The 19413-nt window shown below is 62.4% G+C and carries 18 protein-coding genes; 4 read left to right on the forward strand and 14 right to left on the reverse strand.

The window, feature by feature from the left end:
* Positions 1-3: 3 nt before the first annotated feature.
* Positions 4-1254 (forward strand): RNA polymerase sigma factor, encoded by a 1251-nt coding sequence (locus HJB84_RS16705; protein ID WP_207581712.1) that lies wholly within the window; start codon positions 4-6, stop codon positions 1252-1254.
* Here HJB84_RS16705 and HJB84_RS16710 read toward each other — a convergent pair whose 3' ends face one another.
* The 3 genes from HJB84_RS16710 to HJB84_RS16720 form a co-directional block, all read right to left on the reverse strand.
* Positions 1255-2286, reverse strand: a complete 1032-nt coding sequence (locus HJB84_RS16710) for a peptidoglycan -binding protein (protein WP_207581713.1) — start codon at positions 2284-2286, stop codon at positions 1255-1257.
* A 3-nt stretch (positions 2287-2289) separates the two neighbouring features.
* Positions 2290-3387, reverse strand: coding sequence for a flagellar motor protein MotA (locus HJB84_RS16715; RefSeq protein ID WP_207581714.1), 1098 nt, complete (start codon positions 3385-3387; stop codon positions 2290-2292).
* A gap of 112 nt (positions 3388-3499) precedes the next feature.
* Positions 3500-4300, reverse strand: coding sequence for an inositol monophosphatase family protein (locus tag HJB84_RS16720; RefSeq protein WP_207581715.1), 801 nt, complete (start codon positions 4298-4300; stop codon positions 3500-3502).
* Between the two features lie 214 nt (positions 4301-4514).
* Between HJB84_RS16720 and HJB84_RS16725 the strand changes: the two genes are divergently transcribed.
* Positions 4515-5093 (forward strand): TetR/AcrR family transcriptional regulator, encoded by a 579-nt coding sequence (locus HJB84_RS16725; RefSeq protein WP_207581716.1) that lies wholly within the window; start codon positions 4515-4517, stop codon positions 5091-5093.
* A gap of 74 nt (positions 5094-5167) precedes the next feature.
* Positions 5168-5908 carry a 3-oxoacyl-ACP reductase family protein gene (locus HJB84_RS16730; protein WP_207581717.1) on the forward strand — a complete coding sequence of 247 codons (741 nt, stop codon included), beginning with the start codon at positions 5168-5170 and terminating at the stop codon, positions 5906-5908.
* A gap of 72 nt (positions 5909-5980) precedes the next feature.
* Here the strand turns inward: HJB84_RS16730 and HJB84_RS16735 are convergent, their stop codons facing one another.
* The 9 genes from HJB84_RS16735 to HJB84_RS16775 form a co-directional block, all read right to left on the reverse strand.
* Entirely contained in the window at positions 5981-7078 is a 1098-nt protein-coding gene (locus HJB84_RS16735; RefSeq protein ID WP_207581718.1) for a chemotaxis response regulator protein-glutamate methylesterase, read from the reverse strand.
* Between the two features lie 7 nt (positions 7079-7085).
* Positions 7086-7943, reverse strand: coding sequence for a protein-glutamate O-methyltransferase CheR (locus HJB84_RS16740; RefSeq protein WP_207581719.1), 858 nt, complete (start codon positions 7941-7943; stop codon positions 7086-7088).
* 30 nt (positions 7944-7973) lie between these two features.
* On the reverse strand, positions 7974-8456 hold the full coding sequence (locus HJB84_RS16745) for a chemotaxis protein CheW (RefSeq protein ID WP_018072866.1): 483 nt from the start codon (positions 8454-8456) through the stop codon (positions 7974-7976).
* Positions 8453-10261, reverse strand: a complete 1809-nt coding sequence (locus HJB84_RS16750) for a methyl-accepting chemotaxis protein (RefSeq protein ID WP_221116406.1) — start codon at positions 10259-10261, stop codon at positions 8453-8455. Before HJB84_RS16750 ends, HJB84_RS16745 begins: the two co-directional genes overlap by 4 nt.
* Positions 10262-10472: 211 nt before the next feature.
* Positions 10473-12161, reverse strand: coding sequence for a methyl-accepting chemotaxis protein (locus HJB84_RS16755; RefSeq protein WP_221116407.1), 1689 nt, complete (start codon positions 12159-12161; stop codon positions 10473-10475).
* A gap of 31 nt (positions 12162-12192) precedes the next feature.
* Positions 12193-12705 (reverse strand): chemotaxis protein CheW, encoded by a 513-nt coding sequence (locus HJB84_RS16760; protein WP_207581723.1) that lies wholly within the window; start codon positions 12703-12705, stop codon positions 12193-12195.
* Positions 12702-14756: a chemotaxis protein CheA gene (locus HJB84_RS16765; RefSeq protein ID WP_221116408.1), complete on the reverse strand. Its 2055-nt coding sequence runs from the start codon at positions 14754-14756 to the stop codon at positions 12702-12704. Before HJB84_RS16765 ends, HJB84_RS16760 begins: the two co-directional genes overlap by 4 nt.
* Positions 14753-15121: a response regulator gene (locus HJB84_RS16770; protein ID WP_003552634.1), complete on the reverse strand. Its 369-nt coding sequence runs from the start codon at positions 15119-15121 to the stop codon at positions 14753-14755. The genes HJB84_RS16765 and HJB84_RS16770 overlap by 4 nt, the downstream gene beginning before the upstream one ends.
* Positions 15118-15447, reverse strand: coding sequence for an STAS domain-containing protein (locus tag HJB84_RS16775; protein WP_221116438.1), 330 nt, complete (start codon positions 15445-15447; stop codon positions 15118-15120). Before HJB84_RS16775 ends, HJB84_RS16770 begins: the two co-directional genes overlap by 4 nt.
* 341 nt (positions 15448-15788) lie before the next feature.
* On the opposite strand from HJB84_RS16775, the gene HJB84_RS16780 reads away from it, so the two are divergent.
* Positions 15789-17531: a chemotaxis protein gene (locus tag HJB84_RS16780; protein ID WP_221116409.1), complete on the forward strand. Its 1743-nt coding sequence runs from the start codon at positions 15789-15791 to the stop codon at positions 17529-17531.
* A gap of 118 nt (positions 17532-17649) precedes the next feature.
* Here the strand turns inward: HJB84_RS16780 and HJB84_RS16785 are convergent, their stop codons facing one another.
* Together HJB84_RS16785 and HJB84_RS16790 are read right to left on the reverse strand one after the other, a co-directional pair.
* Positions 17650-18732 (reverse strand): tetratricopeptide repeat protein, encoded by a 1083-nt coding sequence (locus tag HJB84_RS16785; protein ID WP_207581727.1) that lies wholly within the window; start codon positions 18730-18732, stop codon positions 17650-17652.
* Positions 18733-18742: 10 nt separating this feature from the next.
* Positions 18743-19396, reverse strand: coding sequence for a thiamine phosphate synthase (locus tag HJB84_RS16790; RefSeq protein ID WP_207581728.1), 654 nt, complete (start codon positions 19394-19396; stop codon positions 18743-18745).
* Between the last annotated feature and the right edge of the window lie 17 nt (positions 19397-19413).

Consider the following 19413-nt stretch of genomic DNA (forward strand, 5'->3'; position numbering starts at 1 on the left):
GTAATGCCGTCCGATGCCGGTCGCGCTGCCGAAAAGGTAGCGCGACAGTCCTACGGCAAGCTGATCGCCTTCCTCGCCGCCCGCTCGCGCGACATGCCGGCGGCGGAAGACGCATTGTCGGAAGCGCTGGCTTCGGCCCTTCGTGTCTGGCCGGAGCGCGGCGTTCCCGGCAACCCGGAAGCCTGGCTGCTGGTGGCCGCGCGCCGCAACCTCATGCAGGCGGCCCGCCACCGTACCGTCGAGACCAATGCGCAAACGACGATATCGCTCGCCTTCGAGGAGGCGGAGGAACGTATGAATGATGCTGGCCACGCCGTCTTTCCCGATGAGCGGCTGAAGCTGCTCTTCGCCTGCACCCATCCCGCCATCGACAGCTCCGTGCATACGGCGCTGATGCTGCAGACCGTTCTCGGCATCGAGGCGAGAACCATCGCACGGACCTTCGTCGTTTCGCCGGAGACGATGAGCCAGCGGCTGGTGCGGGCCAAGGTGAAGATCCGCGATGCCGGCATTCCCTTCGCCATCCCGCCTCGCCCGGCTCTAGCAGGGCGGCTCGCCGCCGTGCTTTCGGCGATCTACGCCGCCTACGGCCTCGGATGGGACGGTCTCGACGGCGTAGAAGAACACCATTCGCTTGCCGGCGAAGCGATCTGGCTCGGCCGGGCGCTTCTGACGGTGCTGCCGGACGAGCCGGAGGCGATCGGCCTCCTGTCGCTGATGCTTCAGTGCGAGGCCCGCCACAAGGCCCGGCGCGACAGCGATGGCCGATATGTGCCGCTGGACGAGCAAGATACGGCTGCATGGAACGCGATCATGATAGCCGAAGCGGATGCCCTGCTGCGCAAGGCCGGAGGTTTCGACCATTTCGGCCCCTTTCAGTGCCAGGCGGCGATCCAATCCGTGCATGCGGCGCGCCGGCTTTCGGGAACGACCGACTGGCAGGCGCTGACGACACTCTACGCGGCACTGGTGATGATGAAACCGACGCTCGGCGCACGCGTCAGCCAGGCTGCGGTGATCGGCAGAGCCTCGAACGCCGCCGCCGGCCTGGAACAGCTCGACAAGCTCGACCCGCGCGACGTTGCGGCATATCAGCCCTATTGGGCCGTGCGAGCCTTTCTTCTGGCACGGACCGGCGACGATGCCGCCGCAGCCGACGCTTACATGGCGGCGATCGGCCTCAGCGACAGCCCCGCGGTGCGCGATTTTCTCGCCGACCGGCTGAAGGAGGCGCGGCAGTCCATGCCAAGCTGATCACTTTTCGGTCAGCTTCAGCTCGATGCGGCGGTTGGTGGCGCGTGCATCCGGTGTTTCGCCCGGCGCGATCGGCTGGAACTCGCCGAAGCCGGCGGCAACAAGCCGGTCGGCCGGCACACCCTGTGCGATCAGAAACTTGACAACCGAAATCGCGCGAGCCGAAGAGAGTTCCCAATTGTCGCGATAGCGGCCGGTTCCGCCAAGCGGCACATTGTCAGTATGGCCGTCGACGCGCAGCACCCAGTTGATCTCCGGCGGAATTTCCTTGGCAAGGTCGAGAAGGGCGGCGGCAAGTTTTGCCATTTCGGCCTGCCCCTCCGGGTTGAGATCGGCGCCGCCCGAGGGAAACAGCACTTCCGATTGGAAGACGAACCGATCGCCGACGATGCGGATATTCTCGCGGTCGGAAAGGATCTCGCGCAGACGGCCGAAGAAGTCGGAGCGGTAGCGGTTCAGCTCCTGGACGCGCGCGGCGAGCGCAACATTGAGGCGGCTGCCCAGATCAGCGATCTTGGTCTGCGACACCCGGTCTTTCTGCTCCGACGCCTGAAGGGCGGCTTCGACGGCGGCGATCTGGCTGCGAAGCGCGGCGATCTGCTGATTCAGCAGTTCGACCTGGCTGAGCGCCCGCTCGCTCACCTGCTTCTGCTCGTCGAGCTCCTGCGTCATCGAGCCGATCCGCTTCTGCGCCGCATCTTGGCCACCCGATCCGGCACTCAGCAATGCTTGCAGCCGCGAACGATCGCCCTCGGCACTGGCAAGCGAGGCCTGCAGATTGGCGACCGAATCCTGGAGGTCCTGGTTGCTGCCCTTTTCGAGCGCAAGAAGCTGCGTCAGCTCGTTGATCTGGCTGTTGAGGCGACTGAGCACCTCATCGCGTCCGGTAATCTCGCGGCTGAGGATGAACTGTCCGACGACGAACACCGTCAGCAGGAACATGATTGAGATGAGCAGCGTCGACAGCGCGTCGACGAAGCCCGGCCAGTAATCCACCGTGCGTTCACGGCGCCGGTTGCGGGCAAGAGCCATGGCTTACTTGCCCTCGCTCTTTTCTGTCTGGCTGGCGCGGTCGCGCATGCGCTCGCCCCGGTCGCCCGCACGCTCCTGCACGCCAATGCGTTCGGCCAGTCGGTCGAGCGTGCGGCGCATCGCCTTCGCCTCGTCCTGCTGTGCCTCGATCCAGTCGCGCAGCATCTGCTGCTCGTTGCGCATGTTCTTGACGAGACCCTGAATGCCTTCAGCAAGGCTCGCCATGGCAGCGACGGAGCGCTGGCTGCCGGCGCCGCCCTCTTCGGAGACCTTGCGCAGATAATCGGAGAGCTCACGCATGTCCTCCGAGGAAGCCCCGGAAACGGCCTCGAGGGCGGGTGCCAGATCGGAACCGACATCGGTGACCGATGAGAGCCAGTTTTCCAGCTCCATGTAGAACCGATTCTGCGCGCGGCCGGCCTGCAGGTCGAGGAAGCCGAGAATGAGAGAACCGGAGAGGCCGAGCAGCGAGGAGGAGAAGGCCTGGCCCATGCCCGAAAGCGGCGTGGAAAGCCCTTCCTTCAGCGCCGAGAGCACGTCCCCCGTCCCGTTCGAGCCGGCATCGAGCGACTGAATGACGATGCTGATCGAACCGATCGTGCCGATGAGGCCCCAGAAGGTGCCGAGCAGGCCGAGGAAGACAAGCAGGCCGATCAGGTAGCGCGAGACATCGCGCGATTCGTCGAGGCGGGTGGCGATCGAATCGAGGATCGAGCGCAGCGTCGTCGTAGACAGCGCAGACTTGCGGCTGCCGATGAGCGCCCGCATCGGCGCAAGCAGCCGCGGATTGCGGTTGACCTTGTCGGCGCTGCCGGCGGCGCGGAACGAGTTGAACCAGCGCACTTCGGGGCGAAGCGCCAGTACATGGTTGAAAACAAGAATGATTCCGACCGCGAGAACGCCGACGATCAGGCCGTTGAGGCCCGGATTGTGCATGAAGGCGGTCTGCGTCTGGCGGAAAAGGATGGCGGCGATAAAGCCGACGATGACGAGGAAAAGCAGCATCGTCCAGAGAAACGGCATGGGGCTCGAAAGCCTGTAGGCATAACCGCCGGCCGTCTTTTCGGTGGAGCCGATCTCCGCCACATTCACATTTTCCATAGGGTCCGCTGCCTCCGGAGTCATTGCTGGCGGAGACTAGAGCAACATTGCGCCGAATTGAAGTATGCCGGGGCGAAAACCGTGACTTTACAACAGCCAGATTTTCGTTCGCCTACTTGGCGGGAATTGGTCGCTTGACGACTTCGATCAACGCCTTGTGGATAGCTTCGTTGCCGGCGACGATCGCTCCGCTCTCCAGAATGGCCGTCCCACCGTCCCAATCGGTGGCAAACCCACCGGCTTCGCGGATGAGCAGGATGCCGGCTGCCACGTCCCAGGGCGCAAGCTCCACCTCCCAGAAACCGTCGAAACGCCCCGCCGCGACATAGGCGAGGTCGAGCGTCGGCGAACCGAGGCGGCGGATGCCCGCCACTTCGCCCATCACGTGGCGAAGCTCGACCAGAAACTTGCCGTGATTGCGCTTGCCGAGCGCCGGCACGCCGCAGCCGATGACGCAATCCGACAGCGCGCGGCGCGCGGCGACGCGCAGGCGCCGGTCGTTGAGGAAGGCGCCGCCGCCGCGCTCGGCGGTGTAGAGCTCGTCGGTCGCCGGATTGAAGACGACGGCGGCAACGATCTCGCCGTTGCGTTCGAGCGCAATCGAGACAGCGAAGGCCGGGATGCCGTGCAGGAAGTTGGTCGTCCCGTCGAGCGGGTCGACGATCCAGCGATGCGCCCCGTCCGTGCCCTTGATCTCCTCACTTTCCTCACCGAGGAAACCATAGGTCGGACGCGCCTTGAGCAGCTCTTCTCTGACGATCTTTTCGGCCTTGCGGTCGGCGGTGGAAACAAAGTCGCCCGGTCCCTTCACGGAAACCTGCAGGTTCTGCACTTCGCCGAAATCACGTCCCAGCGATTTTCCTGCCTTGAGGGCAGCCTGAACCATGACATTGAGAAGAGCTGAACGGGCCATTGGCGCATTTCCTTGGGACTGATACGGGGTGCGCGCTGCCAGGGGCGGGAAGTGTCCCTGAACATGCATGACAGGCAGCGCTGCAAAGATTGGCGGCCTCAAGACCACAAAATCAGGGAAATTTCAAGGGGACACACGCATGGCTGCCCTGCGGCGCCAGAAACCATCAATTTTATTCTGGACAGATCAGTCCAATAACGGTAAAAGCTTTGACATGGCACGACACAAGGAATTCGATCGCAACATCGCACTTCACGCCGCAATCGGCGTATTTTCCGAGCACGGCTATGAAGGCACCTCAACCGAGAAACTGCTGACGGCGATGAAGATCAGCCGGCAAAGCATGTACGACACATTCGGCGACAAGCGCGGTCTCTATCTGGAAGCGCTGACACGCTACAATACCGAAAGCACCGGCAAGATCATGGCCGATCTTCACCGCGAAGGCCGGCCAATCGAGGCACTGGAAGGCGCGCTCGTCGCCTTCGCCTCGCGCCCCGCCGCCGAGGCGCGGCGCGGCTGCCTCGGCGTCAGCGCCATCTGCGAATTCGGCCGCACCGATGCCAAGATTGCAGCTCTTACCGACAGCGCCGGCCACGCGCTTCACTCGGCGATCGAGAGCCTTCTCGACGAGGCTCAAAGGGCCGGAGAACTCGGAACCGATATCGATATCGCCGACGCCATTCAATTTCTCGGCTCTGCTCTGTCGGGCATGAAAATCAGCGCCCGAAACGGCGCCTCACCCGATATACTTCGCGGCATCGCACGCATGGCAATCAGAAGCCTCCGCTGACGAAAGGGCACCACCGAGGTGACTTTTCCATGATCAATTCTAGACTGATCGATCTAAAAACAAAGGAAACCTGCATGTCTCAATCTCTTTCAACCAAGATCGCCCTCGTTACCGGCGGCGCACGCGGCATCGGTGCCGCCATCGTCCGAAGGCTCGCCGCTGATGGCGCAGCCGTCGCCTTCACCTATTCGAGTTCCGAGCACAAGGCGAAGGCGATCGTCGCCGAGCTGGAGGCTGCCGGCAGCAGGGCGCTGTCGATCCGGGCCGACAGTGCCGATGTGAAAGCCGTGCAGGACGCAGTCGCACTGACAGCCGAGCATTTTGGCGGGCTCGACATTTTCGTCAGCAATGCCGGCATCCTCATCCTCAACCCGCTCGACCAATATTCGCTCGAGGATTTCGACCGCATGTTCGCCGTCAATGTCCGGGCCGCTTTCGTCGGCATCCAGGCAGCGGCTAAGCACATGAAGGAGGGCGGCCGCATCATCACCATCGGCAGCGTCACCGCCGATCGCAGCGGCTTTCCGACATCTTCGGTCTACAGCATGACGAAGGGCGCGATCGCCTCGATGACCCGCGGCCTTGCCCGCGATCTGGGCCCGCGCAGCATCACCGTCAACAATATCCAGCCCGGCCCAACCGCAACCGATATGAACCCCCACGAGGATGATCACGAGCGCCTCAAACCGCTGATGGCGCTCGGCAGACTGGGCGAAGACCGCGAGATCGCCGGTCTTGCCGCCTATCTCGCAAGCGCGGAAGCCGGCTTCGTCACTGGCGCTAGCCTGACGATCGATGGAGGATATCTCGCCTGATCCGGACGGAGCACATAAAAGCCGGCGGCATGGCGATATCGCCGGCTTTTTCGCGTTCGGTCGAAACGGACCTCAGAACTTCTGCTGCGTCATCAGCACTTCGCGAGCGATCTGATCGAGCGGCAGGATACGGTCGACGCCGCCCTTGGCGATCGCCTCCTTCGGCATGCCGAAAACAATGGAGCTCGCCTCGTCCTGCGCCACCGTGTAGGCGCCGGCCTGATGCATTTCCAGCATGCCGCGCGCACCGTCATCGCCCATACCGGTCATGATGATCCCCATGGCATTCGAACCGGCCGAGCGCGCTGCCGAACGGAAGAGCACGTCGACGGAAGGCCGGTGCCGCGACACCAGCGGCCCGGTCTTCACGCTCACATAATAACGCGCACCCTGGCGTTCGAGCAGCATGTGCTTGTCACCAGGTGCGATCAGCACATGGCCGCGCAGCACGGGATCGCCGTCGACGGCTTCCTTGACCTCGACCTCGCAGAGACCGTTCAGCCGTTTGGCGAAGGCCGCGGTGAATTTCTCCGGCATATGCTGGACGATTACCATGCCAGGCGCATTTGCCGGCAGTTCTTCCAGGAACTCGCGCAGCGCTTCGGTGCCGCCGGTGGAAGCGCCGACGCAGACCACCATCTCCGTCGTCTTCGCCATGGCCCGCCCCGTCGGCGGCGGCAGCATCACATCCGCCGTCAGCTTCTTGGCCGGCCCCTCCGCGGCAGCCGAGCGGATGGTTCCGGCGGCCCTCCGCGCGTTGGAAAGCCGCGCATGCGAGGCGCTCTTGACGACTTCGCGAATGCGCATGGCATCTTCGGCGAGGCCGTCGGCGGCCCCGATCTTCGATTTCAGAATGACGTCGACGGCACCGGCCTCCAGCGCCTGGATCAGCGTTTCCGAGCCCGCTTCCGTCAGCGACGAGCACATCACGACCGGGATCGGCCGCTGCGCCATCAGTTTGCGCAGGAAAGTGATGCCGTCCATGCGCGGCATCTCCACATCGAGCGTGATGACATCGGGGATCTCCTCCTGCAGCTTCCGCGCCGCCATGAACGGGTCGGATGCCACCGCCATGATCTCGATATCGGGATCCTGCTCCAGCACATGCGCCAGCGTCTGGCGGATGCTGGCGGAATCGTCGATAATCAGTACGCGGATTTTCTTAGCCATGAAGCCTCTAGATACGCTGAAACACCGTGTTCGAGACCTGCTTCAACGGCAGGTCGAAGCCGGTGATCGATTCGGAATGACCGATGAACATGTAGCCGCCCTTCGCCAGGCAGTTGCAGAGGCGGTTGAGCACGCCGGCCTGGGTCTGCTTGTCGAAATAGATTAGCACGTTGCGGCAGAAGATAATGTTCATCGCCTCGCCAATCGGGTATTTCTCGTCCATCAGGTTCATGCGGGCAAAACCCACCCTGCTGCGCAGTTTCGGCGTGATGCGCACCTCCCGCCGACCCGGCTGTTTGGCTGTCAGCACGTATTTGCGCTGCAGGTCGCGCGGCACGGGCGCGATCAAATCCTCCGGATAAATGCCTCGGCGCGCCGTCTGCAGCACGTCGGTGGAAAGGTCGGTGGCAAGCACGTTGTAGGAGACGTCGCTGCGGCTTTCGGCGAATTCGGCCAACACCATCGCCATCGTATAGGGCTCCGCCCCCGTCGAACAGGCAGAACTCCAGGTGCGGATGGTTCGCACGCCGCTATTGGCGATCGCCGGCAACGCCACTGTCTGCAGATAGTTGAAATGCTTGGCTTCGCGGAAGAAGTCGGTCTTGTTGGTTGTGACCACATCGATCAGGTAAACGGCTTCCTGGGCGAGGCCGTCATGATCGAACAGGAAGTCGCAATAATCATCGAAGGTCGAATGGTTGGTCGCACGAAGGCGGCGCCTCAGCCGCCCTTCGAGCATCGTCAGCTTGGTCGGCGGCATCTTGATGCCGCTATAGTCGTAAATGAACCGGGCAAGCTTGTCGAAATTGCGCTTGCTGATCCGGTCGCCCGGCAATTGGGTTTCCACCGCTGCTGCCATACTCATAGAACGCCGTACTCCAAGTTGATAACGCGGTCAGGCGGCCGATTGCAGCGCCGAGGCGTCCTCGCGCGACAGCAACCGGGCAAGATCGATGATGACGACGAAGCCGTTTTCGCGGCGAACGACGCCGGCAATATAATCCGAGCGCCAGCGCACGCCGATGTCGGGGGCCGCCTCGATCTGCTCGCGCCGGAACGGCGTGACCTCGAAGACGCGGTCGGCGACAAGGCCGAGCGTCAGCAGCCGGCTTTCCATTGGCACGTCGAGCACGAGCACCCGTGTGTGCGGCGTCGGCACGGTCTTGGTCATGCCGAGCTTCAATCGAAGATCGATCGTCGGCACGCCCTGCCCGCGCACATCGCGCAGGCCGAGCAGATAGTCGGGACCATTCGGAATCTTGAAAGCTTCCGCATAGTCGAGGATTTCCCGTACCACCTCTACCGGCACGGCGAAGATCTCCTCGCCGAGGCTGAAGGTCACGAATTGCGCTTCCAGAGATGTCGTGGCCATGATCATGCGCTTTCCTTGAATTCGGCGTCCCCATCATCGGGACCGCCCATGGAGAGATCGAGAGCGAAACCTTTCAGCCGCGCCTGCTGGCCAGAGATGCTGTTGGCGGCCGACTTCTTAGCGCTGGGCTTGCGGCGGGCGACGGGAGCCGGGCTGCGGACCGTCATACGGGCAGCCGGCATGCGGGACGGACGGTTGCCAGCGGCATCGACCTTGAAGAAGGCGATCGACGCCTGCAGTTCTTCGGCCTGGGAGGCGAGCTCCTCGGAGGTTGCCGACATCTGCTCTGAGGCGCCGGCATTCTGCTGCGTGACCTTGTCGAGCTGCTGGATCGCTTCGTTGATTTGCGAGGCGCCGATATCCTGTTCGCGGCAGGCGGCACTGATCTCGGAGACCAGCTCGGCCGTCTTGCGGATGTCGGGGACCAGCCGACCGAGCATGTCGCCGGCTTCCTGAGCGGCCTTGACCGTATCGCCCGACATCGAGCTGATTTCGGCGGCCGCCGATTGGCTGCGTTCGGCAAGCTTGCGCACCTCTGAGGCGACCACCGCAAAACCCTTGCCATGTTCGCCGGCACGCGCTGCTTCGACGGCGGCATTCAGAGCCAGCAGATCGGTCTGGCGGGCGATCTCCTGGACGATGCCGATCTTCTGGGCGATGGTGCGCATGGCGTCGACCGCACGCGTCACCGCTTCGCCGCTCATCTCGGCATCCTTGGCCGACTGGCGGGCGATCTTTTCGGTCTGCGCCGCGTTGTCAGCGTTCTGCTTGATGTTGGCGGCCATCTCCTCCATCGAAGCGGAAGCCTCTTCGGCCGAAGCGGCCTGTTCGCTCGCGCCCTGCGAAACCTGCTCGGAGCTCGAAGACAGTTCCTGGCTGCCGGCCGAAACATTTTCCGCGGCCGCGGCCGCATCGGAGACCACGCCGCGCAGGCGCTCGACCATCTGCTCGAGCGCTATGCCGAGCATATCCTTGTCGGAAAGCGGTTCGGGCGACACCGTCAGGTCGCCGTTCGAAATCTGGTTGGCGATCTCTGCGGTGTTGCGAAGATTACCCGTCATGACGTTGATCGTGTTGACGAGATCCTTGATCTCGTCGTTGCTCTTGATCTCGGCCTTCTGGTTCAGGTCGCCTATGGCGACCGCGTTGGCAACGTTCATGATCTTGCGCAGGCCGCTGTTGATTCCGAGCGCGATCCACAATGCGGCGGCAAAGGCGATGACGGAAGCGGCGATAGCGATGCCGATCAGCAGGTTCTTGGTGGAGCCATAAAGGCTTTCGGTGTCGTCATCGGCCTGCGTCATCGCCTTCTGCTGCTGCGTAACGAGCGCCGCGAAGACGTCTTCCAGTTCCGCGACGAGGGCGCGAACCTCTCCTGACGACAGGGCATTGGCCGCTGCTCTGTCACCACTTTCCTGGATGGAGGCGACTTGGTGGGAGCCTTCGGTGAAGCGCTTGGCCAGTTCGATCAGCCTATCCCACATCGGCTTGCCGTCAGCAGTTGCAAGCTGTTGGCCGCTCGCCGCGAAGGCGAGCATTTCATCCATGCTCCTCGCCGAGTTCTGATAATTCTTCCTGGCCACCTCGGGATTCATTTCCAGAAGGGCATTCTTCTGCCAGCGAATGCCATTGAGCTCCGCGGCTTTTGCTTCCAGGGCCAGTTCCAGGTTCTTTGCGGGACCCGAGATGAGGTTGCCGACGGCATCGTTGAGTGAACTGAGACTGATGATTCCATATACCGCGCTGCCCACCAGCAACAGTATGACAAAGCCGAATGCGGCTGCGAGCTTAAGTTTAATCGTAATACGCATCTCAATGTTCCTCTCTGAGAGCGAGGCAATAAATATGGACCAAGGGGCGCGGCATCATGCAGCAAAGAAATTCTGGTAGGCGAAGACATGCCACGGAAGGAAGTTGACAGACTTCCATGCCGGCATGCGCGTGCCGGAAGCGTGTGTCGCGGGCGAGCTGACTGGCCCACGACAATTCGCACGGGAGCGCATAGCGCTTCCCCAGGGAGCGCTATGCGCTCTCCCTGAACTCGTCATCGGCCGTGTCGGGACCACCCATCGACATGTCGAGGGCAAATCCCTTCACGCGGGCCTGCTGACCGGCGACCGTATTGGCGGGTGACTTGGTGCCCGGCTTGCGCGGTACGGGCTGAGGCCGGCTGCGGACCGCGGCTTTTGCAGCTGGCGCACGCTCACGGCGCCTGCCCACCATATCGACCTTGAAGAAGGCGATCGACGTCTGCAGCTCTTCGGCCTGCGAGGCTAGTTCCTCGGAAGTTGCCGACATCTGCTCAGAGGCACCGGCATTCTGCTGCGTCACCTTGTCGAGCTGCTGAATCGCCTCGTTGATCTGGGCAGCCCCGATATCCTGTTCGCGGCAGGCGGCACTGATCTCGGAGACCAGCTCGGCCGTCTTGCGGATGTCGGGCACCAGCCGACCGAGCATGTCGCCGGCTTCCTGAGCGGCCTTGACCGTATCGCCCGACATCGAGCTGATTTCGGCGGCGGCCGATTGGCTGCGTTCGGCAAGCTTGCGCACCTCTGAGGCGACCACCGCAAAACCCTTGCCGTGTTCGCCGGCACGCGCTGCTTCGACCGCGGCATTCAGAGCCAGCAGGTCGGTCTGGCGGGCGATCTCCTGGACGATGCCGATCTTCTGGGCGATGGTGCGCATGGCGTCGACCGCACGCGTCACCGCTTCGCCGCTCATCTCCGCATCCTTGGCCGACTGGCGGGCGATCTTTTCGGTCTGCGCCGCGTTGTCGGCGTTCTGCTTGATGTTGGCGGCCATCTCCTCCATCGAAGCGGAAGCCTCTTCGGCCGAAGCGGCCTGTTCGCTCGCGCCCTGCGAAACCTGCTCGGAGCTCGAAGACAGTTCCTGGCTGCCTGAAGAGACGTTGTCGGCGGCCGACAGGGCATCGGCAACGACGCCGCGCAGGCGTTCGATCATAATGTTGACGTTGCCGAGAAGCTCGCCGATTTCGTCGCGGCTGGTGATATCGGCCATCTTCGTCAGATCGCCTTCCGACACTTCGCGAACCACGGTATTGGCCCGGCTAAGGCCCTTGCTGATCGCGCTGGCGATCCAGAAGGCGGTAATGGCCGCAATCAACAGGGCAAAGGCAGCCACCGCCATCATCATCGTGCGTGTGGTCGCATACTGCGCGTCGGCGCTATCGTCCGCAGCCTTCATGCGCTGCTTTTCGAGTGCCAGGATTTCGCCGAGCGTCGAGTCGATATCGTTGGCGGCGGCCCGGGCTGCCGTGACAGAGATGGTATTTGCGCCTTCGGCGTTACCGGCCTTCACATAGTCGCGGATCTGGTCGTCGGCTGCATTGAATGTCTTGGAAAGTTCGGCGATGCGCGCCCAGCGAACCTTGCCTTCTTCCGTTGCCAGCGCCAGCACCTGGCTGAAGGCATCGGTGAATTCCTTGCGGGCCTGATTGCCCTTTGCGATCGCACCGGCCGTCTCGTCGGCAGTGCGGGCGGTGAGCAAGTTTTTCTGCTGACGAATGGCCTCGAGCTGGGCGATGTTGATTTGCTGCGCCAGGTCGAGACGGGCTGCCGGACCGGCGATGAGATTGCCGATCGTATCGTTCAGCGATCCAAGGCTGACGATGCCGTAGGCAGCGGTGCCCATCAGCATGAGGATGATGAAGGTGAACGCGGTCACCAGTTTTGTCTTGATGGTCAATCGCATCGGTTTAACCCCAACCTGAACTCAGCCGACATCAGCTGGCGGCTCCCGCCGCATTGCGCCTCGATGAAAAAATCGCCTGCAGATTCGGGAGAATGATGAATTCTCCGCCCCTCTTCACCAGGCAGTTGATATAGTCGGCGCGCCAGCGCATGCCGATGCTCGGCGGCGCTTCGCTCGCGGTCTTTGCAAGCGTCGTCACCTCGTTCACCTTGTCGGTCCTGAGGCCGACGAGCGTGTGCTCGCCTTGCAGATCGATCTCGATGACGATGATGCGGCTGTCGATCGTCGCCTCTGCGGCTTCCATCCCGAAGGCGAGACGCAGATCAGCGAGCGGAATGACCTTGCCTCGAAAGTTGATGACGCTGGCAACGAAGGGCTGGCTGCCTGGCACCGCAGTCTCGGGAAGCAGATCCAGGATCTCCTGGACGATGACCGCTTCCAGCGCGAAGGTTTCGCCGTTGAGATCGAAGGTTAGAACCTCGACTTCCTCGGCATAGCTCCAGTGATTGTCAAATCGTTCGGCTGTCGTTGCTGTTGCGCTCATCCTGCTACACGCAATTGCGCCTCCTGTTGCTGACCCGCGGCAACCAGGTGCCCGACGTCGAGAATGAGGGCGACGCTGCCGTCGCCGAGAATGGTGGCGCCCGAGAATGTCGCGACGTTATTGTGCAGTTTCGACATCGACTTGATGACCGTCTGGTGGTCGCCGATGATCTGGTCGACGACGAGGCCGACACGCTCCGTGCCGGTCGAGATGACGACGACCTTTTGATGTACGTCGGGCTTGGTGCCAGTGCGGAAGAGATCGCGCAGGCGCAAGAACGGCACCAGGCTGTCCCGCAGCGAGATGAAGCTGCGGCCGCGCGAGCGGAGATCTTCCTCGAGCGACAGTTCGAGGCATTCCTCGACCGCCGAGAGCGGGATGACGTAGCGGCCGGAACCGACGCGCACCAACAGGCCATCGATAATGGCGAGCGTCAGCGGGATGCGTAGCGACACTTCCGAACCCTGCCCCGGCACGCTGACGATGTCGATCGCGCCGCGAAGCGCTTCGACCGTCTTCTTGACCACGTCCATGCCGACCCCGCGGCCGGACAGATTGGTGATCGCCGCGGCCGTCGAGAAGCCGGGAGCGAAGATCAGCTGCAACAGCTCAGAGTCGGAAAGCGGTTGGCCGGGCTGGATGAGGCCGGAGGATTCCGCCTTGGCGCGAACCCTTTCACGATTGATGCCGCGACCGTCATCCTTAATCGAGATGATCACTTCGCCGCCGGCCTGACGGGCCAAAAGCGTCACCGTGCCGGCTTCGGACTTGCCGGCGGCAAGGCGATCGGCGGGCGTTTCGAGGCCGTGATCGATCGAGTTGCGCACAAGATGCACCAAAGGATCGGCCAGACGTTCGATGACCGTTTTATCGACCTCGGTGCTCTCGCCCTCGGTCACCAGCTCGATCACCTTGCCGGTCTCGCGGGCGAGATCGTGGACGAGGCGGCGGAAACGGGAGAAGAGGGTGGCGACGGGCACCATGCGCAGCATCATCATCGTGTCGCGCAATTCACCGGAGAGACGTTCGATTTCTTCCGAGACGGAGCGCAGCGCGATATCGCTACTGGCGCTGGCGAGCTGGCTGAGACGCGATTGCGCGATGACGAGCTCGCCGACGCGATCCATCAACTCGTCGAGACGTTCGGCCGGAACGCGGACATTCTCGGTCGCCTTCGCCTGGCTGACGGCGGCGGGCGCCTCGCGCTTGGCCGAAACCGCCTCGACAGGACGGAATACCGGGACGGGTGCTGCAGGAACGGCCGGCGCCGATGCTGCAGCGCCATGTGCGGCTGCCTTTTCCGCGGCCGGGGCGGCGGTTGCCGCTGCCGCGCCATCGATATCCTCGACGCTGAGCTCCATATCGTCGAGCACGAAGATGAAGACGTCGTCGATCGCCGAGCGGTCCTGCTCACTGGTCAGCGTCACGTCCCAGGAAATGTGGAGTTCCGTCGGAGTGAGCTCGTCGAGCGGCGGAATGGCCGAGGTGTTGGCGCGCACGGTGCATTCGCCGAGATCGCGCAGCTCGTCCAACAGGCCGAGCGGGTTGGTGCCGTTGGCCATCGAATTGGCGGGCAGGCTGAAGTGGATGCGCCAGCTGTTTTTCTTCTTCGCCGGTGCCTCGCGGATGGCAGCGACTACAGCAGCAGCGGCCGGCGCTGCAGCAGTCGGCGTCTCCTTGCCGCCGACGGCAGCCTGCAGCTGCGCCAGAAGCGTGCTGCCGGTATCGCCGTGATCGGCGTCCGGCTGGTCGACGAGGGCACGCATATGGTCCTGGGCGGCAAGAACGGCGGCGACGAGTTCACTGGTCGCCGCGACCTCGCCCTTGCGGACGCGGTCGAAGGCGGTTTCGCAATGATGAGTGAAGGCGGCGAGCGCCTCGAAGCCGAACATCGCGCCGGAGCCCTTGAGCGTGTGCAGCCCGCGAAAGACGGCGTCGACGAGATCCTTGTTGTCGAGCTGGTGGGTCAGGTCGAGAAGACCAGCCTCGATCGCTTCGAGGCATTCGGCGGCCTCTGTGCGGAAGACGGCGACAGGATCGAGCGTACTCATCGTCCGAGAACCTTCTTCACGATCTTCACCAGACTTTCCGGGTCGAACGGCTTGGTCAGCCAGCCCGTCGCGCCGGCAGCCTTGGCGCGCGCCTTGAGATCGGCGTCCGATTCCGTCGTCAGGAAGATGATCGGAACCCCGGCCTGTGCCGGCAGTTTGCGCAGTTCCTCGATCATCGTCAGCCCGTCCATGACAGGCATATTCAGATCGGTGACGATCAGATCGAAGCTGCTGCCCTTGGCCGTCGCCAGGCCCTCGGCCCCATTGACCGCCTCGGTGACGCTATAGCCGGCATTGGTCAGCGTGACTTTGGTCGTCAGACGAATGCTGGCGGAATCGTCGACAGTCAGGATATTTGCACTCATAACGACACCTCTTTATGCAACCAGAAATTTGCGTCTTCTTGATCGAAGGATTCGATGAAACCTGAGCGCTCAAGTACGTTCAGGACAGAGCCGCTAGCCGGGGAAGAAAGCCTGAAGGTTTTTCCATGAGATTTTGCTTGTCGCCGCGAGGATTCGATGAGTTGAACGAAGCTCAGATCTGCTTCAGCGCCTTCCGGAATGCTAACGATGATTGTATCGTGGCTATGAAATTCGTTGAAAATCTTGGAGAGTAGTTCGGACACGTTGCGAATGCTGAGCACGCCCGGCAAATTTATAGATTCGTAATATTGTTTCGGAGTATCCAATGCAGCCTCCTGGGCCAGGGAAATACTTGAGGACCCTAAAAGGACTCTCATGGCAGCGTTAACGCAGGGTAAACAGCGGTTGTAGAAAACCGCCGTATAGCGCGCCACGCGACTCTCAATTCTCATCCGGGAAAAGTTGTATTTTTCTCTCAAAATTTAGAAAAAAATAAAGCAAAAACAGCATGTTGAATTGATCTCTCGGCCGTGACGCTTCGTGCCGAAGCGCCATCCACATCTTTCGTTAATCACAACGCTGGCGAGTCCGGCGCGTTTACCGGACGTTTCCATCCTGCCCGTAAAAATAGAGTCAAATCGCCTGTGTTCTAAGAAAAGGTATAAAAGTGGCACACGCCCTGGTAACATCGAACGCTGCAACCTACACGTCAGGGCGGGACATCAGCCAGACCCTGGAATCCGCCCGCAGCCAGGTCGAGGAACGCTTCCTCGAAGGCGGCACCGTGCTGCTGTCGGTGATGGATGTCCTCAACCGCTTGCTGAATTCGCTCGAGAGCGTCACCACGACGCTCGACAACAAGGAAGCGAGCGACACCAGCGCCGATCTCAGCGCCACCGTGGAGAGCCTGACAGCGCTGCCGGTCACCGAAGAAAACCGTCAGCAGGCGCTCGTCTCGCTGGCGCATACCGGCAGGGAGCTACGCAAGCATGTCTCCGACATGCAGGAGACGATGCGTTATCTCAGAACCTTCGCCGTGACCGTGAAGATCACCGGTGCCGGCCTTGCCGAATTCGCCGGCTTCGCCCAGGAGATCCTGGAGCGCATTTATTCCGGCACCGATGAGGTCAACCGCTTCGCCACCCATCTCGACAGCCTCGACAAGGAGGTGAAGCTCGCAGCCTCTTTCGGCGCCAGCGTTTCCAAGGGATATGCCGATACCGTTCCGGCGGTTGCCGGAGCCCTGCGCGATGATGCAGCCAAGATCGCCGGGCACCGCAAAGATCTCGGCGTCATCGCCCGCGACGTCGGCGCAATTGCACGCGCCGTCCAGAGTAAAGTCGCCTCGACTCTATCGGCCCTGCAGATCGGCGACATCACCCGCCAGCGCATCGAGCATGTGCAGGCCACCTTTTCGCTGCTTGACGATTTCTTTGCCGGCGAGGATGGCGCAAGCCTCGACGCCGGCGCGCGCCAGCGCCTCCAGAACATCATTCACCATTTGACCGCAGCGCAGATGAGCGACATGTGCGCAAATTTCCAGCGGGATTCGGAGAACGTCGTCAAGACGATAGCAAGTTTCGACCACGATATGCGGGAGATCCTCAAGCTGCGCGATCAGATGAGCGGCGAGAGCGGCGAAGCCGGCGGCAACTTCATGCGCGCGCTGGAATCCAGCGTTTCGGCCGCCCACGAAATCGTCAAGCAGGTCGATACGGCAAGCCGCCAGGCCGACCAGGTGAGCCAGTCGACGATCGGCACGGCCGCCAAGCTCTTCGAGGCGATCGGCAACATCCGCGCCGTCAAGACCGACATTCACTATATGGCTTTGAATACCAACCTGCGCTGCAGCCGCCTCGGCGAGGAAGGCAAGTCGATCAACGTTGTCACCGCCGAACTACGCATCTTTGCCGGCAAGCTCGATGATTCCGCCGACGCCATCGTCAACGGCCTGCCGGCGCTCGAAGCCGCGGCCGGGCGGGTCGCCCCCGCCACGGACGCCGAGCCTGGCGGCCTGGGAGAAAGCCTGACGTCGGCCGTCGGCAACATCCGCTCTGCGGCCAACGCGATGGAAAACGAGCTGAAGGTACTCGCCGAGAACGGCCGCGAGGTCGCCACCAAAATCAGCCTGCTGATTGGCAAGCTCGATTTCCAGCATGATCTCGGCGAAGTCCTTGCCCGCTGCGCCGATCTGCTCGAAGGCGTTGCCGGCACCGATATCGCCGATATCTCCGACCTCGCTGAGGTGATCGCGCCGCTCGATCGCAAAATCTTCAAGCACTATACGATGGCCCAGGAGCGAAACATTCATCGCGACATCATCCCGGCGAGCGAAGACAGCACCCCCGCTCCAGCCGAGATCGGCAAAGCCGAAAACGACGAGGATCTGTTCGCCGACGCGCTTTTCTAGAGCAAATTCAAACAAAGTGCCCGGTGGTTCTGGGATAACGACATCCGTAAAAACAATAAGCTAAAGCGCGACAAGCGAATCTGAAGATCGCGACGCGCTTCAGTTGGACGTGCGCCTGCTATCGCCGCCGGAACTTGTTGGCCGCCTCGATCGCCGCTTTCTGCTGATCGTCCTCGATGCCGAGATAGAAATCCTCAAGCGACGGATCGGCGAGCCCAGCCCGGCGCGACAGGACGTACCACTTCGCCGCCTCGACCGGATCGGGCGCCGTGCCGATGGCGTTGATATAAAGGTGGGCGAGCTTGTTCTGTGCGGCGACGTTGCCGCCATTGGCGGCAAGTTTCAGCCATTCGAAGCCCTTGACGTAATCCTTCGGTCCGCCGACGCCGTTGACGAGCCAGATCCCGAGATCGAGCTGGGCCGTGTCAAAGCCGGCGCGCGCCGCACGTGCCATCCACTCTCGGGCGAGCTGTTTCTTTTCCTCCGGCAAGTCCTTCAGCGTCGAATAGATCTGCGCCACGGCATATTGCGAATCGGCAATGCCCTGCTCGGCCGATTTCTCGTAGAACGGCAGCGCAAGCCTCAGCCCCTTCTCGCCGGGATTGTCGGCGATGAGAAGCTGCGCCCAGTTGAATTCCGCCGAAGGATTGCCGGCTTCGGCCGCCTTGCGCATGTAGTCGTCGGCCTTGACCTTGTCGCGCGGCACGCCTTCGCCTTCCATCAGGATCAGCGCATACTTGAACATTGCCGCCGCATCGCCGCCTTCGGCCGCCTTGCCGTACCAGAAGGCAGCATTCTTCACGTCCTTCTTGACACCGAGGCCCTGCGAGAGGATTTCGCCAATCAGCGTCTGCGCCGCCGCATCGCCGAGCTGGGCGCGCGGCAGCGCCTTGTCCATAGCCGTCAGATAATAGCCGCGCTGGAAGGCGCCGTAAGCCTCGTCGACCGGCCCCTTGTAATCCTTCTCCGGCGGCAGGTCAGGCAGCTTCGCACCCATGCGGTCGAACACGCCGACACCATCGGAAGGCCTCACCACCGGACCGGAGGGCCGGTCGGTGCGGAAAGTCGAAGCCGGCGCCGAGCCCGGCTGGCTGATGACGCTGTCGGTGGCCTGCGCCAGGACGACATCCGGCCCGGCCGCAACGAGGGCGGCCATGCTGGCAAGGATAAATTTCAACAGGGGGGCGGTCGGGATCGGCATGAGCGCGATTTCAATCCTCAAACCGTGGCGCTTTTTCGTCAAGCAGCGCGTTGACTTCGGCGACGATCGATGGCGCTCGGGTGGGTTCGCCGAAGACTGCCAGCCGCAGTGCCACGAACTCCGCTCCGGTCTCGGCGACGGCAAGCGCCGAAGCAGGATCGGTGCCGCCCATGACAATGCAAGGAATCTCGATCATCGAGGCCCACCATTCGCCAAGCGCAAGGTTCTTCGGATGGGCCTCCGGCTTGATATCGCCGTCGAGCTTGCCAAAAAAGATATAGTCGGGCCTGACTTCGCCGATCTGCAGTGCATTGTGGCGGTCGGCTGCGTTACCGCCGCCGACGATCAGCTTCGGCGCATGTTTTTCGATCGCTTCCGAAAGCGCCTCGGCATTGCCGGAAAGGTGCAGGCCATCGGCCTTTGCCCGTCCCGCCACACGGCTGTCGCCTGAAATTAGCGCGGCCGCTCCGGCACTCTGGATCAGCGGCACCAGTTTTTCCGCATGTTTCTGGAAGGTGCCATCGTCAAGCCCGTATTGCGGCACGATCACCGAGGCGACATCGCCGCCCCTCAGCGCGTCGGCAACGATCCTTGCCTGTTCATCGGCATCGGCGATATCAGGTGTGATGAGCACAAGGCGGCAGCGGTTTTCCGGTTCGGTCATGGGGTCTTTCCGTTTCC

It is taken from the genome of Rhizobium sp. NZLR1b (assembly GCF_019685155.1).
In the GTDB taxonomy this organism is placed as follows: domain Bacteria; phylum Pseudomonadota; class Alphaproteobacteria; order Rhizobiales; family Rhizobiaceae; genus Rhizobium.